Origin of the sequence: Dickeya poaceiphila, assembly GCF_007858975.2 — a bacterium.
Taxonomy (GTDB): domain Bacteria; phylum Pseudomonadota; class Gammaproteobacteria; order Enterobacterales; family Enterobacteriaceae; genus Dickeya; species Dickeya poaceiphila.
Map to the genome: position 1 here is coordinate 25400 of NZ_CP042220.2, position 16610 is coordinate 42009.

The 16610-nt window shown below is 50.1% G+C and carries 14 protein-coding genes; 7 read left to right on the top strand and 7 right to left on the bottom strand.

All coding sequences use genetic code 11. The features are described from left to right. Positions 1-9 precede the first annotated feature (9 nt). The 7 genes from atpI to ravA all read right to left on the bottom strand — a co-directional run bounded on the left by atpI (position 10) and on the right by ravA (position 8072). Positions 10-393 (bottom strand): F0F1 ATP synthase subunit I, encoded by a 384-nt coding sequence (gene atpI / locus Dpoa569_RS00110; protein ID WP_042873698.1) that lies wholly within the window; start codon positions 391-393, stop codon positions 10-12. Positions 394-1012: 619 nt separating this feature from the next. Then, on the bottom strand, positions 1013-1633 hold the full coding sequence (gene rsmG / locus Dpoa569_RS00115) for a 16S rRNA (guanine(527)-N(7))-methyltransferase RsmG (RefSeq protein ID WP_042873699.1): 621 nt from the start codon (positions 1631-1633) through the stop codon (positions 1013-1015). Between the two features lie 76 nt (positions 1634-1709). Then, positions 1710-3599, bottom strand: coding sequence for a tRNA uridine-5-carboxymethylaminomethyl(34) synthesis enzyme MnmG (gene mnmG / locus Dpoa569_RS00120; RefSeq protein ID WP_042873701.1), 1890 nt, complete (start codon positions 3597-3599; stop codon positions 1710-1712). Positions 3600-3977: 378 nt separating this feature from the next. Next, complete coding sequence (mioC, locus tag Dpoa569_RS00125) at positions 3978-4421, bottom strand: FMN-binding protein MioC (protein WP_042867492.1); 444 nt, start codon at positions 4419-4421, stop codon at positions 3978-3980. A 91-nt stretch (positions 4422-4512) separates the two neighbouring features. After that, a complete protein-coding gene (gene asnC, locus Dpoa569_RS00130; protein WP_042867494.1) occupies positions 4513-4977 on the bottom strand; it encodes a transcriptional regulator AsnC in 465 nt (154 codons plus the stop codon). Between the two features lie 117 nt (positions 4978-5094). Beyond that, positions 5095-6570 (bottom strand): ATPase RavA stimulator ViaA, encoded by a 1476-nt coding sequence (gene viaA, locus Dpoa569_RS00135; protein ID WP_042867496.1) that lies wholly within the window; start codon positions 6568-6570, stop codon positions 5095-5097. 5 nt (positions 6571-6575) lie between these two features. After that, entirely contained in the window at positions 6576-8072 is a 1497-nt protein-coding gene (gene ravA, locus Dpoa569_RS00140; RefSeq protein ID WP_042867499.1) for an ATPase RavA, read from the bottom strand. Between the two features lie 279 nt (positions 8073-8351). Between ravA and kup the strand changes: the two genes are divergently transcribed. From kup to rbsR, 7 genes are all read left to right on the top strand, one after another. Next, positions 8352-10220, top strand: a complete 1869-nt coding sequence (gene kup, locus Dpoa569_RS00145) for a low affinity potassium transporter Kup (protein WP_042867501.1) — start codon at positions 8352-8354, stop codon at positions 10218-10220. 196 nt (positions 10221-10416) lie between these two features. Then, positions 10417-10836, top strand: a complete 420-nt coding sequence (gene rbsD, locus Dpoa569_RS00150) for a D-ribose pyranase (protein ID WP_042867503.1) — start codon at positions 10417-10419, stop codon at positions 10834-10836. A gap of 7 nt (positions 10837-10843) precedes the next feature. Beyond that, complete coding sequence (gene rbsA, locus Dpoa569_RS00155) at positions 10844-12349, top strand: ribose ABC transporter ATP-binding protein RbsA (protein ID WP_042867504.1); 1506 nt, start codon at positions 10844-10846, stop codon at positions 12347-12349. 7 nt (positions 12350-12356) lie between these two features. Next, on the top strand, positions 12357-13325 hold the full coding sequence (gene rbsC / locus Dpoa569_RS00160; protein ID WP_042867505.1) for a ribose ABC transporter permease: 969 nt from the start codon (positions 12357-12359) through the stop codon (positions 13323-13325). 26 nt (positions 13326-13351) lie between these two features. Next, positions 13352-14242, top strand: coding sequence for a ribose ABC transporter substrate-binding protein RbsB (gene rbsB / locus Dpoa569_RS00165; RefSeq protein WP_042867506.1), 891 nt, complete (start codon positions 13352-13354; stop codon positions 14240-14242). An 81-nt stretch (positions 14243-14323) separates the two neighbouring features. Next, positions 14324-15250 carry a ribokinase gene (rbsK, locus tag Dpoa569_RS00170; RefSeq protein ID WP_042867509.1) on the top strand — a complete coding sequence of 309 codons (927 nt, stop codon included), beginning with the start codon at positions 14324-14326 and terminating at the stop codon, positions 15248-15250. 3 nt (positions 15251-15253) lie between these two features. Then, the gene (rbsR, locus tag Dpoa569_RS00175) at positions 15254-16261 is read left to right on the top strand and encodes a ribose operon transcriptional repressor RbsR (RefSeq protein ID WP_201765201.1); all 1008 of its coding nucleotides are present in this window, start codon (positions 15254-15256) and stop codon (positions 16259-16261) included. The last annotated feature ends 349 nt before the right edge of the window (positions 16262-16610 follow it).

A 16610-nucleotide genomic window follows, 5' to 3' on the forward strand; every position in this document is an offset into this window, starting at 1 on the left:
CTTTTGTTGTTAACTACGGTAACGGTTAATTACAGCTGGTGCCACGATCTGCGTGATCAGCACCACCAAGTACGTCAGGCCAAGCGGAAAAAATGCCGCATGGAATACACCTAACGCCACCACCAACAGCACGATGGTGAAGAGCATTTTCAACGCTTCCCCAACGGCAAAAGACCAGGCTACCTGACCTTCCGGTGGCTTGTCTGCCTGATGCCGCACGGCAAAAAGTATGAACACCATGTTTGGCAGCCAGGCTGCCAACCCGCCAGCCAGTGCAGAAGCGCCAACGCTAACACTACCGACGCCAAACACCACGCTGGCAACAAGAATCACCACCAGCTGCAATAACAGCGATAATCGGGCGATTTTCCCACTGTAAAGGGATACAGACATGATGATTCTCCGTACCTTTTCAGAGGTATGCTGAATGACCGTATAAAACTGCCTTTGCAGTACCGAGTCAAGCAGCGAAAAACGAGCAAATTATACGGGTCATCCATGCGAATTCAATCGATAAGTAGCAAAAAGGTGAACGATTATTTAAATTTATTTCCGAAGCCTTATTTTTACCAACTATCCTTAAAGTCCATTTTAGAGTTCTGGCGCATCTGGTGCAGGCAATGTGTGATATTTCTCACATAAAATTGAACTAATGCTTTTATACCTGATTTGATTTTTTTTTACCTTCAACCAAAAAAGGCATTTATATTTTTTAATTTCAATAACTTAAAAATCAATATTCACAAAAAGACACCAATACAACCTCAAAACCATCTATTGACAAGCAGGATATTTTTTTCTCATGTTTTTAACACAAAATCGTTATCAAAACCCCTGTAGAATTATGAAAATATTTTGCGAAGAGCGTCTTTTTCCACCGAAACTGAAAGGTTATACAGCGAAGTTGTAAAAGTTAGGTGAACGAAAAATGTTACCAATGACATTATTTCACTTTGATCTATCAGTCGGAGGAGTTTACAACTATTCATGATTTTTTTGATAAATGACAAAGTTAGTTGGGTTTAAGCACCACCAAATGACGTTCTCCTTCCAGTTCTGGAACCGACAGAGGAACGACTTTCTCGACCGTAACGCCGTGCGTCAGTAATCCCATTTCTTCATGCGGCACAATGCCTTTAAGGGCATAGAATCGCCCTTGCGGACGAGATGGCAAGTGATGGCACCAGTTCACCATATCTTGCAATGATGCAAAGGCTCGACTAATCACACCATCAAATGGCGGCTCAGCAGGAAAATCCTCCACCCGGCTCTGCACAGGTTCGATATTACCCAGATGCAGCTCATGCTGAACCTGACGCAGGAAACGCACCCGTTTTCCCAGACTATCCAGCAGAACAAAATGCGCATCAGGGCGAACTATTGCCAACGGTATGCCGGGCAAACCAGGACCGGTACCCACATCGATGAAACGGTTTCCGACCAGATGCGCCTCAACCACCAGACTGTCCATGATATGCCGGACCAGCATCTGTTCTGGCTCACGCACTGATGTCAGGTTATAAGCTTTATTCCATTTGTGAAGTAAAGCGACATACTGAAGCAACTGGCTTTTCTGCTGATCGGTCAGCGTCATTCCAGCACGCTGCAGCAGATTGTTGAATGTATTGAGCACGAATGAATCCTGTCGTCAGTAAAGACAACATGGCCGCAGAAAGCGGCCATGCGTCAACATAAGCGAGTGGTCTTTGTTAAGCGCTGCGGCGCAGCATACCTTGTTTTTTCAGCCAGACCAGCAGAATTGAGATGGCCGCCGGTGTGATGCCGGAAATACGAGAAGCCTGACCAATAGACCCCGGTTTGTGATCATTGAGTTTGGCGATCACCTCGTTCGACAGGCCGCTGACCTGCCGGTAATCCAGATCCGCCGGTAGTTGCGTGTTCTCGTTACGCAGTTGCTTTTCGATCTCATCCTGCTGACGAGCAATATAACCTTCGTATTTAACCTGGATTTCCACCTGCTCGGCAGCCTGTGCGTCACTCAAGGCTGGCGCGAACATCGGTAATCCGGTCAGTTGCGCATAATCCATTTCCGGGCGTCTTAACAGATCCTCACCATTGGCTTCACGCGATAGCGGCGATTTCAATAGGCTGTTAATCTGTTCAACACCTTCAGTGTGTGGATGAACCAGCACATCGCGCAAGCGTTGGCGCTCTTTCTCGATATTCTCCAGCTTCTCGTTAAAGCGCGCCCAGCGCTCATCATCAACCATGCCCAACGCACGACCAATTTCGGTCAAACGCAAGTCGGCATTATCCTCACGCAGCATCAGACGGTATTCGGCACGAGAAGTAAACATACGGTAAGGTTCTTTCGTCCCCAGCGTACAGAGATCATCCACCAGCACGCCGATGTAGGCTTGATCACGGCGTGGTGTCCAACCTTCCTGCTCAAACGCCAGACGAGCGGCATTCAGCCCCGCCAACATCCCCTGTGCAGCAGCTTCTTCGTAACCGGTGGTACCGTTGATTTGGCCAGCAAAAAACAGATTCTGGATGAACTTACTTTCCAACGTCGGTTTCAAGTCGCGCGGATCGAAATAGTCATACTCGATGGCATAACCGGGGCGAACGATACGCGCGTTTTGCATACCGTCCATTGAACGAACGATTTGCCACTGCACGTCGAACGGCAGACTGGTGGAGATACCGTTCGGGTAGATTTCGTTGCTGGTCAGCCCTTCCGGTTCAAGGAAAATTTGGTGCGCATTGCGATCAGCAAACCGCATCACTTTGTCTTCGATAGAGGGGCAGTAACGTGGCCCAATCCCTTCGATAACACCGGCGTACATCGGGCTACGATCCAGATTGCTACGAATGACATCGTGAGTATGTTCATTGGTGTGAGTGATGTAACACGGCATCTGTGCCGGATGTTCGCTGGCCTTCCCCAGGAAGGAAAAGACCGGCATAGGGTCGTCGCCATGTTGTGGCGTCAGTACACTGAAATCGATGGTGCGGGCGTCAATGCGCGGTGGCGTACCGGTTTTCAAACGCCCGACGCGGAGCGGCAGTTCGCGCAAACGGTGTGACAATGCTATCGAAGGCGGATCACCAGCTCGCCCACCACTGTAGTTATCCAGCCCAATATGGATCTTACCATCCAGGAAGGTACCAACCGTTAGCACCACCGCTTTAGCACGGAATTTAAGCCCCATTTGGGTAACGGCGCCGACCACACGATCATTTTCTACAATCAGATCCTCTACTGCCTGTTGGAAGAGTGTCAGATTGGGTTGATTCTCCAATGCGGTGCGCACTGCCTGACGGTAAAGCACTCTATCTGCCTGTGCTCGCGTGGCGCGTACCGCTGGACCCTTACTGGAGTTTAGTATCCTAAACTGAATGCCGCCGCTGTCGATGGCGCGCGCCATCAGACCACCCATCGCATCGATCTCTTTTACCAGATGACCTTTCCCAATACCGCCGATTGCTGGGTTACAGGACATCTGTCCCAGCGTATCAATGTTGTGCGTCAGTAAGAGGGTTTGACGTCCCATGCGAGCAGCTGCCATAGCGGCTTCAGTGCCTGCATGGCCGCCACCGATCACGATGACGTCAAAAGGATCCGGATAAAACATGGTGCTACACCTCGCGTGGTTGCGAATGATCGTTACTTGCCCTGGGGTGGGGGATTCTACTTAAGTTTGTGCCGCCGACCAAGTCTGTTGGATCGTCGGGTAGTTAAAGAAAGATCTTTTTTATTTAAAGATCTCTTTATTAGATCTCTTATTAGGATCCTGATGTGTTGTGGATAAGTCGGGATCATAAAAGAAGATCAATAGGTTGTTGTCGATCATTAGCTGTGAATGATCGGTGATCCCAGTCTGTATTAGCTGGGATCTGAAAGGGTAATTATGCACAGCACAAAAAAGCATCTGCGGTTGTTATCTGGATAACTACGGGTTTTACCCGGCATTTCAAGCTATTTATCCACAGACGCTGGTAAAAAAATAATATTATTTGAGTAATTTTATCCATGATCCCAGCCAGACCTCAGCCGGATCTTCCGGAATGTCATGCTGGGTAATGTCGATCTTCAGCATATCGCCGATCCGATGTGCCCCCAGCTCCTGTAATAGCTGATCCAGTTTAACGATCGCACCACAGAAGGTGTCATATTCGCTGCTGCCGATCCCGATCGCACCATAACGAATTGCAGACAAATCAGGCCGTTTCGCTTGCAGATCGTCATAAAACGGTTGCAGGTTATCTGGCAGATCGCCCGCACCATGGGTAGAGGTGACTACCAGCCACACATTTTCAGGCGAAACCTCATCGAGTTCCGGGCCATGCAGTAGTGTGGTGGTGAAATCATCCTGTTGCAGCAACGATTCCAGATGTTCGGTAACGTACTCGGCGCTACCAAGCGTGCTGCCGCTGATGAGGGTAATGTCTGACATGCGTGATCCCGCCCGATTGAATGACGGCACATTGTACGCTGTGATCTTGGTGGGATCTACCTGTGGATAATAGGGGGATAGTAAAAAAGCTTCAGGGCACAATAGTGCGCATAATCGGGTTTTGCAGGGAGATCAAGGTTTCAGTGGACTGAATTTCATCAATTGTCTGAATCTTGTTGATAAGTACATGTTGCAGTGCGTCGATAGAACGACACATTACCTTGATGAAGATGCTGTAGTGCCCGGTGGTGTAGTAGGCTTCTACCACTTCCTCCAGATTGTTGAGCTTCTCCAACGCAGACGGATAGTCCTTGGCGCTTTTCAGAATGATGCCGATGAAACAGCAGACGTCATAGCCCAACTGCTTGGGGTTTACGTCCAGCCGCGTTCCTACAATGATTCCTGCCTGCTTCATCTTTTCCACCCGGACATGGATTGTGCCGGGGCTAACCGTAAACTGTTTGGCCAGTTCGGCGTAAGGAGCGCGGGCATTCTCCATCAGCGCATTGAGGATACCGCGATCAAGTTCATCCATTGTGTAGGTGTCTGCTGCCATAGTGATGCTCCGTAAAGACTGTCTGAAGCGTTTTACTGATTATTGCCGGATGAATCAACGGCTAAACCGGCAGGTTGTTCAGGGAAGCGATATAAGAAGAGTTGATGGTTTGGATTTTCACGCTCTTTCATGCTGAAAGTGACGCAGCAGGCGGCTTTTAATCCCGGTATCAAAACGCCAGATATGATCGAAAATACGCAGAATGCCAGGCTTGCCATGAGCCGACATAGCGACTGCATGGAAACGATGCTGCAACCGGTGCTGGCGGCGTTTGACTTCGCTGACCAGTTCGTCTGGCAAACGCTGGGCGATAAAGTCTGAAATAATGACGGCATCGGCATCTTGCCAGGATGCGCTATCCATTTTTTCAAGTAGTGCGGACAAGCAACTACCAAGATCGGTGCCGCCCCGGAAGGTCTGACTGAGAAAACGAATAGCGTCTTCCAGGCCGTTTTCTGAAGTAAGGTCGTAGCTGACGATACCCGTGGAAAACAGCATAATATAACAGCGACGGTTATCTGCCAGCGCAATCCGCATCAGTGCCAGACAGAAGGCTTTAGCACAGCGTTCGTTAAATCCCCCCATTGAACCTGACGTATCCACACAAACGATAAACGGCCCGCGTGGTTGTTGCTCGTTATGCTGATGAGCGACTGGCCGTTCGAGTGTTTTTTCACGCCAGTTCTCCCCTTGCAGCCGGTAAGTCAGTAACCGGTGTTCCGATAAACGGCGGTAAAACTCAAACTCCAGCTCACTGATGCCGATGGTAGAAAGCTCTGTAGGCAGCAACCGCAGAATATCGTCACTTTGATGAATGCCGCTGACCTGTTCCGGCGCAAACGCAGGTTCGCGTACCATGATCTGAAACGCTTCCTTGGGCGCATCATGACTGATTACCGATTTGGTCTCACGACTGCGGCCCAAACGTTCTGCCAGGTGCTGCAATTCCGGCTGTTTTTGTAAAAAAGCGCCCGTTTCCAGTAACGCGTGGAGCGGTTGTTTCATCCGTTTGCTGGCACTGAGATCCCACAGCCTTCCCGCGGCGGTATCGTTATCGGCCAGAATGGGTTCAAGCGCGCCGCTTATTGTCAGGCGCTTTTGGATCTCGTCCAGCAACTGTTCCCGCTCTTGTTCCATGATTTGCTGATGCAGATTCATAGTCTGTAACGTCAGGCTGAAGCGCCAGCGCTGCATAAACAAGCTATATTGGCTGCTGCTGATACGATGCTCTGACGAATATGATGATGGATGGAGCAGTTTTTCCGCCTGGCTTAGAAAAGGCGAATCCACATTATGCAGGGTGGACATAATCTCTGGCAGGCTGGACTGAAACGTGTTATCGCTGACCAACTGGGTCTGCTGATAGCAAGTGAACTCTTTTTCCAGCTCAGGAGGAGCCTGGGTATTGCGCAGCCGTTGCCGAAGGTTTTCTTTCCACTCTGGTAAATCGCGCATAATGGCGTTTTTCAGGCGCGGGTATTTGTCGAAGAACATCACCAACTGAGGCGCCGCCATGAGGGTAACAACCACATCATCCAGCAGCTCGTTTTCGTCGATAGACAACAGCATTTCCAGGGATTCCAGCGTCAGCATGATCGTTACTCCCGTTGTGACTGTTCTATTTGTTCATCGACTTGCTGTAGGCTTTCTTCAATCCTGGCGAGCCATTCTTTGGGCACAAACAAACAAGGCTGGTGGCGCTCAAACAGTCTACGTTGTTCACGTAACTGAATTTTTAGCGTTTCATATTCTTTAAGTATCTCTTCCGGTAATTCGCCTTTTATGACGCCGGGCAGAGATAATACCGTGCTTTGCAAGCTGATATCGCGGATGAGCAGGTTCTGGCGCTCATCCACTTCCATATCCAGATGTTGACTAAAGCCGACGCCGTTGAGTTTGCCGCGTATTTCGCCGCCTTTTTGCAGCCAGCCTGCCAGTGCTTCGCGTTCGAGCACCACGTGTGTCACGGTGTAATCGTTAAGCAGCAATGGTTTTTGCAGTATTAGCGTTATTTCGGCAGTGGCTGGACTTTCAGGCAGTGTGTAATGCGGTTTTCGACCGAAAAACGTAACCTGACGTTCGACTTTGAAAGCCTGTTGCTCACTCTGTTGTTGCTGGTATTGCTGGCGTTTCACATTCAATTGCTGCAACCGGAATAAGAGCGTGCGTTGTTGATAGGCTTGTTCGCTCATCAACTGCTGTAATTGCTGCTCAACCAGGTCATGAGAGGCAAGGTCATGCCACAAGCAGTCCTTAAGTAGGATCAGATCAACTGGGGTAATCGCTTCTCGTCCGCTGAAAAAGGCGCTGGCTTGTAACAGGCGGATGGATTTTTTCCAGCGGCGATCAGAAACGTATAACGAGCCTTCATGTGTATCCAGGCGCTGGCGCAACTGATAAATCAGCTCGAAGCAATTTTCCGGTAGCGGTATGTGATCGATTTGAGACTGCCACTGTTGGTATTCTTCGTCGCTGACGCTTAATGCCGGGCTTATCAGGTTGTCCTGCTCAGCAGGAGACGCAGTGAGCATGGCGCGGAAATTGTGCTTATCCTGCACCCGGTCGAGCCACAAGCGAATCAGCATACGATCATACAACGCTTCCAGACTGCTATCGGCTTCCGGCAGTTCGTTGGAAGCGGTGACTAGCAGTCGCATCGGGATAGGTTCTTCGCTGTTGCCGTTGCGAAAACGCCGCTCATTGATGGCTGTCAGCAGAGTATTGAGGATAGCTGGACCGGCTTTCCAGATCTCATCGAGAAATACAATTTCAGCTTCCGGTAGGTAGCCAGTCGTCAGGCGCTGGTAACGACCTTCGTCTTTCAGCGCCTGAATAGATAGTGGACCAAAGACCTCTTCCGGCGTTGAAAAGCGGGTCATCAGGTATTCAAAAGCGCGCGCATGTCTGAACGCGTATTTCAGACGGCGAGCAATCAGACTCTTGGCGATTCCCGGTGGGCCTAGCAAGAAAACGCTCTCACCGCTGAGCGCCGCCAGCAGGCAGAGTCGGATGGCATGTTGCCGTTCATAAAGACCGTGTTCGAGAGCATGGCTCAGGCGAGAGATACGGTCTGCCAGCGCTGTGGGTTGTATCATAATAAGTCCGTCGTTGCTGTAAATCGCCGTCGTCGGGAAGTGTGCAAAAGCTAAGTGTGTAAAAACTCCGGGAAGATTACGTTTTCTTGATTAGCTATACATTAATTATTTTCACCACTATTGGTGTCAACCAACATAAGACACCTGCACTAAATCAGAATGAAGGTAGTATTAAAAAATGGGCTTTTAACGTGATTTGTGCATACTGTGCGTTTTAGGGCTACTCCAACCAGAATAAGGCCCGATTTGTTAATGAATTGATAACAGAAGACAAGGTTTATGAATTCAGAACATAAACGTTCACTTCCAGCGGTTACGCTGGCTGCCATCGGGGTGGTGTATGGCGACATTGGCACCAGCCCGCTTTATACACTCAGGGAGTGTCTTTCCGGACAATTTGGCTTTGGGGTTGAACCCGATTCCGTCTTTGGCTTTCTCTCCCTGATATTCTGGCTGCTGGTGCTGGTCGTGTCTCTTAAGTATCTGAGCTATGTCATGCGCGCTGATAACGCCGGTGAAGGTGGTATCCTGACGTTGATGTCACTGGCTGGTCGTAACACCACCGATAGGGTTACCGCCCTGGTGGTGATAATGGGATTAATCGGCGGCAGCTTCTTCTATGGTGAAGTGGTGATCACCCCGGCGATTTCAGTGATGTCGGCGATTGAAGGGCTGGATATTATCGCACCATCGCTGGATACCTACATTGTCCCCATCTCAATTGTGGTACTGACACTGCTATTCATGATTCAGAAGCATGGTACCGGTCGGGTTGGTAGCCTGTTTGCGCCTATTATGATGTTATGGTTTTTATCGCTTGGCGTGCTGGGCGCTCGTAGCATTATTGCCAATCCTGAGGTGCTGCAGGCGATGAATCCCAAATGGGCCATTAACTTCTTCATGCAGTACAAAGCGGTGTCTTTCTTTGCGCTGGGTGCAGTGGTGCTGGCAATCACTGGGGTGGAAGCGCTGTATGCCGACATGGGGCATTTTGGCAAACTGCCTATTCGTATCGCTTGGTTTTCTGCGGTGTTGCCGTCGCTGGTGCTCAATTACTTCGGTCAGGGAGCATTGCTGCTCAAAGATCCGGAAGCGATTAAAAACCCATTCTTCCTGCTGGCGCCGGATTGGGCGCTGATTCCACTGCTGGTGTTGGCTACGCTTGCCACTATCATCGCGTCTCAAGCGGTGATTTCCGGCGTATTTTCACTGACCCGTCAGGCGGTGCGTTTGGGGTACTTGCCGCCAATGCGTATCGTGCATACCTCAGATATGGAGTCCGGGCAGATTTATATTCCGGTGATTAACTGGTTGTTGTATGTGGCGGTAGTTATCGTCATTGTCAGCTTTGAGCATTCCAGTAATTTGGCCGCCGCTTACGGTATTGCGGTAACCGGGACTATGGTGCTTACCAGCATTTTGTCTTGTACGGTGGCATTGAAAAACTGGCACTGGTATCGCTATCTGGTCTGGTTGCTGCTGGTCGCGTTGCTTGCTATCGATTTGCCGATGTTCCTGGCCAACGTGGTGAAGATTATTTCCGGCGGCTGGTTGCCGCTGGCGCTGGGGATGGTGATGTTCACCATCATGACTACCTGGAAGAGCGAGCGTTTCCGGCTGTTGCGGCGTATCCACGAGCATGGTAATTCGCTGGATGCGATGATCACTTCACTGGAGAAGAATCCTCCGGTGCGTGTGACAGGTACGGCAGTCTATCTTTCGCGTGCTACCCATGTGATTCCATTTGCGTTGCTACATAATCTCAAGCACAACAAAGTATTACATGAACGAGTAGTACTGCTGACCATGAGAACGGAAGACGCGCCTTATGTACATAACGCCCGGCGCGTTTCAGTGGAGCAGCTTTCTCCGACTTTCTGGCGCGTTGTCGCCAGTTATGGCTGGCGCGAAACACCTAATGTGGAAGAGGTATTTCACCGGTGCTGGCAAGACGGGCTGACCTGCCAGATGATGGAAACCACGTTCTTCCTGTCTAACGAATCGCTGATGATGGGCAATCGTGCCTGGTATCTGCGTATTCGCGGCAAATTGTTCATGATGCTGAGCCGCAATGCGCTGCGTGCGGCAGACCAATTCGAAATTCCACCAAACCGATTGATCGAACTGGGTATTCAGGTAGAAATCTGACGCCTGATGTTAACGAAGATTACGCGGGTGAGATTGTGCAGGAACTCACCCGCTTTTTGCTTATCACCTAAGTGTTATCATTTCAACGAAACGTTTCGATAATGATCACATTTTCATAAGATAGTCGTTGCCTTCTCTGGTTCTTTTTCTACACTTATTATACAAGCGAAACGTTTCGCTCTCAGGGTAAATAAAAATGAAAAAAGGCGTGTTACTTAATTCCGATATCTCATCGGTGATTTCCCAATTGGGACATACCGATCAGATTGTGATTGCGGATGCCGGTTTGCCGATTCCGGAAACCACAACCCGTATCGATTTAGCCTTGACCCATAATGTGCCTGGCTTTTTGCAGGTGCTGGATGTGGTGACGGCGGAAATGCAGGTTGAAGCCGCGATCCTGGCTCAGGAAATTATTGAAAAAAATACGCTACTCCATGACGCATTACTGAAACAATTAGCACAACTTGAACAACACCAGGGAAATACCATTTCACTGCATTACGTCAGCCACGAAGATTTCAAAAAGCAAAGTGGCAGGAGCCGGGCCATTATTCGTACTGGAGAATGCTCTCCCTATGCGAATGTGATCCTCTGTGCTGGCGTCACCTTCTGAGGTAGCGATGCAACCTTTACTGCAATTGCAAGGCATCACTAAAACCTTTCCCGGCGTTAAGGCACTGTCTGGTGCGGTATTAAATGTTTATCCGGGCAAGGTGATGGCGTTGGTGGGAGAAAACGGCGCCGGCAAATCCACCATGATGAAGGTACTGACGGGGATTTATCGCAAAGATGCCGGCAGTATCCATTTTTTGGGTAAAGAGGTGGATTTCAGCGGCCCAAAAGCTTCTCAGGAAGCGGGAATCGGCATCATCCATCAGGAACTTAACCTGATTCCTCAACTGACTATTGCGGAAAATATTTTTCTTGGCCGCGAATTTACCAACCGTTTAGGACGTATCGACTGGAAACGGATGTATGCCGAGGCGGATAAACTACTCAAGCGGTTGAACCTTCGTTATGACAGCCGCCGTCTGGTAGGGGAATTGTCGATTGGCGATCAGCAGATGGTTGAAATCGCCAAGGTACTCAGTTTTGAATCCAGGGTCATCATTATGGATGAACCCACTGATGCATTGACGGATACCGAAACTGCATCATTGTTTAACGTTATTAAAGAATTGCAGTCTCAGGGCTGCGGTATTGTCTATATTTCCCACCGACTGAAAGAAATTTTTGAAATTTGCGATGATGTGACGGTTTTCCGTGACGGCCAGTTCATCGGTGAACGCCCGGTAAGTGAATTACAGGAAGATTCGCTGATTGAAATGATGGTAGGACGCAAGCTGGAAGATCAGTATCCCCGTCTTAATCAAGCGCCCGGTGAAGTACGTTTGCAAGTCAGCGAACTGTCCGGGCCGGGGGTGGAAAACGTCAGTTTCACCTTGCGTAAGGGCGAGATTCTTGGAGTCGCTGGGTTAATGGGCGCTGGCCGCACTGAATTGATGAAAGTGCTTTATGGCGCATTACCTCGTACCCACGGCAGCGTGAGTCTGGACGGTAACGATGTGATGACTCGCAGTCCGCAAGATGGGCTTGCCAGTGGGATTGTCTATATCTCCGAAGACCGTAAGCGAGACGGGCTGGTACTCGGCATGTCGGTGAAGGAAAACATGTCCCTGACCGCACTGCGCTATTTCAGCAACGCTGCGGGGTCGTTGCGGCACAGCGATGAACAACAGGCGGTGAGTGACTTCATCCGCATGTTCAATGTTCGCACGCCATCTATGTCCCAGCCGATTGGGTTGTTATCTGGTGGTAATCAGCAGAAAGTGGCAATCGCCCGCGGGTTGATGACACGTCCCAAGGTGCTGATTCTGGATGAGCCGACCCGCGGTGTGGATGTGGGTGCCAAAAAAGAAATCTATCAGTTAATTAACCAGTTCAAGCAGGAAGGATTAAGCATCATTCTGGTGTCGTCGGAAATGCCTGAAGTGCTTGGGATGAGCGATCGTATCATCGTGATGCACGAAGGACGCCTAAGCGGCGAGTTCCCGATTGAACAGGCTACACAGGAAATACTGATGGCTGCGGCCATTGGTAAGCAATACGGCGTAAAGCAGGAGTAAATCAGACATGAGTTCTCAAACTATCACAGCAAAGCGCTGGTTCAGCAAAGAGTGGCTGATGGAGCAAAAATCATTGATCGCCCTGCTGATTCTTATCGCTGTGGTGTCTTCAATGAGTCCCAACTTTTTTACCCTGAATAACCTGTTCAATATCCTGCAACAGACTTCGGTGAACGCCATCATGGCGGTGGGAATGACGCTGGTGATCCTCACCTCCGGTATCGATTTGTCGGTAGGGTCATTGCTGGCGCTGACCGGTGCCATAGCGGCTTCCATCGTCGGGTTGGAGATCAATGCGCTGGTGGCAGTCTTCGCCTCGCTGGCACTGGGTGCGGCTATTGGAGCCGGTACCGGCATTGTGATTGCCAAAGGGCGGGTGCAAGCGTTTATTGCTACGCTGGTGATGATGCTGCTGCTACGCGGCGTGACCATGGTGTATACCAACGGTAGCCCGATCAATACCGGTTTTTCCGATGCGGCGGATGCGTTAGGGTGGTTTGGCATTGGGCGCCCTCTGGGCATCCCTACGCCAATCTGGATCATGGCGGTGGTATTTCTGGCAACCTGGTACATGCTGCACCATACCCGCATTGGTCGCTACATCTATGCGCTGGGAGGCAATGAAGCGGCAACTCGTCTTTCCGGTATCAACGTTGATCGAGTGAAAGTGGTGGTTTATTCGTTGTGTGGTTTGTTGTCGGCATTGGCGGGAATTATCGAAGTGGCTCGCCTGTCCTCAGCACAACCCACGGCAGGGACAGGTTATGAGCTGGATGCCATTGCGGCGGTGGTGCTGGGTGGCACAAGTTTGTCAGGTGGTAAAGGACGCGTGGTGGGAACATTAATCGGCGCCTTGATTTTGGGGTTTCTGAATAATGGGCTTAACCTATTAGGTGTTTCTTCTTACTACCAGATGATCGTCAAGGCAGTGGTTATTTTGTTGGCGGTTTTGGTAGAGAACAAAGGCAGTAAATAACTTTTCATTCACACAGGAATTGAAATATGAATTTGAAGAAGATTGCTACTCTGGTTTCCGCTGTCGCGTTGAGTGCCACTGTCAGTGCCAATGCGATGGCGAAGGATACCATTGCTCTTGTTGTTTCCACGCTGAATAACCCGTTCTTTGTGTCGCTCAAAGATGGCGCGCAGAAAGAAGCGAACAAACTGGGCTATGACCTGGTCGTGCTTGATTCCCAGAACAACCCAGCTAAAGAACTTTCTAATGTGCAGGATCTGACGGTTCGCGGTACCAAGCTGCTGTTGATCAACCCGGCTGACTCCAACGCGGTAGGCAATGCGGTGAAACTGGCTAATCAGGCTAAAATTCCGGTTATCACTCTGGACCGTGTTGCTGCCAGCGGCGAAGTCGTTAGCCATGTCGCATCCGACAACGCCTTCGGCGGTAAGGTTGCTGGCGACTTCATCGCTAAAAAGCTGGGTGAAGGCGCTAAAGTGATCCAACTGGAAGGTCTGGCGGGTACGTCTGCCGCCCGTGAGCGTGGCGCCGGTTTCATGAAGTCTGCCGAGAAAAATAAATTTAACATGCTGGCGAGCCAGCCTGCTGATTTTGACCGTACTAAAGGTCTGAATGTGATGCAGAACCTGCTGACTGCTCATGCTGACGTCAAAGCGGTATTCGCTCAAAACGACGAAATGGCGCTGGGTGCTCTGCGTGCCCTGCAGACAGCCGGTCGTGACGATGTCCTTGTGGTTGGATTTGACGGCACTGCTGACGGCGTGAAAGCGGTAGAAAGCGGCAAAATGGCGGCTACTGTGGCCCAGCGTCCTGAACAGATCGGTATTATCGGCGTTGAAACCGCTGACAAGGTTCTGAAAGGCGAAAAAGTACAGCCTGTCATCCCTGTTGACCTGAAACTGGTTACCAAACAATAACATCATCAAAGCGTAATACCGCACGCGCAGTACTGCGCCATCCATCAGGGTGGCGCGTAATTAACATCGGGGTTCATGGTAATGAAATCAGGCAAGCTGGTAGTCTTGGGAAGTATCAATGCGGACCATATTTTGAATCTGACTCAGTTTCCCCGCCCAGGTGAAACAGTGATCGGTAAACAGTATGGTGTGGCATTCGGCGGCAAAGGCGCCAACCAGGCGGTGGCTGCCGGGCGAAGTGGTGCTGATATCGAGTTTATCGCTTGTGTTGGGGCGGATGATATCGGCGAGCGTATTCGTCAGCAATTGATCCGAGATCGAATCGATGTTTCTGCTGTCGAAGCGATTCCCGACCAGACTACCGGTGTGGCGCTAATTTTCGTTAACGGTGAAGCAGAAAACATAATTGGTATTCATGCGGGAGCCAATGCGGCTGTGACGCCTGATTACCTGCATCGTTATCAGCAGAAAATTGTTGACGCATCCGCGTTGTTGATGCAGTTGGAATCACCGCTGGAAACGGTGATGGCTGCTGCTCGTCTGGCGCATGACAGTGGTACTAAAGTTATCCTCAATCCGGCACCAGCCTGTTTACTGCCTGATGAATTATTGTCGCTGGTGGATATGATCACGCCGAATGAAACTGAGGCTCATATCCTAACCGGTGTGACGGTCGAAACCGAAGATGATGCGCAACGGGCCGCACAGGTACTACATGATAAGGGAATCTCGACCGTACTGATTACGCTGGGGAGCCGTGGCGTCTGGTTGAGCGAACAGGGCAAAGGGCAACGTATTCCCGGTTTCCGCGTAAAAGCGGTCGATACCATCGCTGCTGGCGATACATTTAATGGTGCGCTGGTCACGGCTTTGCTGGAGGCGCGTCCCATGGAGGCTGCAGTTAAATTCGCTCATGCAGCGGCAGCTATCGCAGTGACTCGGCATGGTGCCCAGCCTTCAGTTCCCTGGCGTGAAGAGATAGATGCCTTCCTGAATACACAGGAGTGATCCTTGTCGACGATGAAAGACGTGGCCCGTCTGGCCGGGGTATCCACATCAACGGTTTCTCATGTCATCAACGATAACCGCTATGTCAGCGATGCGATTCGTGACCGGGTAATGAAAGCGGTTGAGCAGCTTAACTACGCGCCGTCTGCTCTGGCGCGTAGCCTTAAAATCAACCAGACTCGAACCATCGGTATGTTGCTGACGGCAAGTAGCAACCCGTTTTATGCTGAAGTTGTACGCGGTGTAGAACGCTGTTGTTACGAAAGAGGCTACAGCCTGATTCTGTGTAATACCGAAGGTGATCACCATCGTTTGAGTCGCAGTCTGGAAACATTGCTGCAAAAACGGGTGGATGGGTTGTTGCTGATGTGTACTGAAAGCCACATGCCTTCACCCGATATTATTCGCCGTTACCCTTCTATTCCTGTTGTAATGATGGATTGGGCGCCTTTTGAAGGTAATAGCGATGTCATCAAAGATAATTCGCTGCAAGGCGGTGAGATGGCTACTCACTACCTGATTTCTCAGGGTTACCGCAAAATCGCTTGTATCGCTGGTCCACAGGATAAAACCACCGCACATAATCGTCTGGAAGGCTATCGTAAAGCGATGCATCGGTCAGGGTTGTCTATTCTTCCAGGCTATGAGGTGGTTGGCGATTTCGAGTTTGAAGCCGGTTTTCGTGCTATGCAGCAATTACTGGCGTTGCCGGAGCGTCCTGATGCTGTGTTTACCAGTAATGATGCTATGGCAGTAGGGGTCTATCGTGCTTTGTACGAGGCTGGGTTATCCATACCAGACGATATGGCCGTTGTTGGTTATGACGATATCGAACTGGCGCGTTACCTGTCTCCACCATTAACGACAATTCATCAGCCTAAAGGTGAATTGGGCGAACTGGCGATTGATACCCTGCTTCACCGGCTGGAACACCCAGATGCGGAACATAATGTACTGGTGTTGACTCCGGAGCTGATCGTTCGGAATTCGGTCGGTAAAATAAATGCGTGACTGAACGTTTTTCCTTATTGTCTGGGGCATTAATGGCGCTAAAAAACGTCAGATTGACTAATTAGCCATCTTCTTGGTTGAAAAATACCCGTTTGGTGTTTTTTTTTGTATTTATCGCTTGTCAGGTCAGCAGAAGTCCCTATAATGCGCCTCCACTGACACGGCGACAGCGGCAACGCAGCGCGGTGTCAGGAAGAGAAAGCGAAAATAATCGTTGACACTTCATGAGGAAAGCGTAGTATACGCCACCTCGCGACAGCAGGCTCAGGCCGGTCGCACTGCTCTTTAACAATCAATCAGACAATCTGTGTGGGCACTCGCAGGACACTTCACTAAAACTATTTAGTGA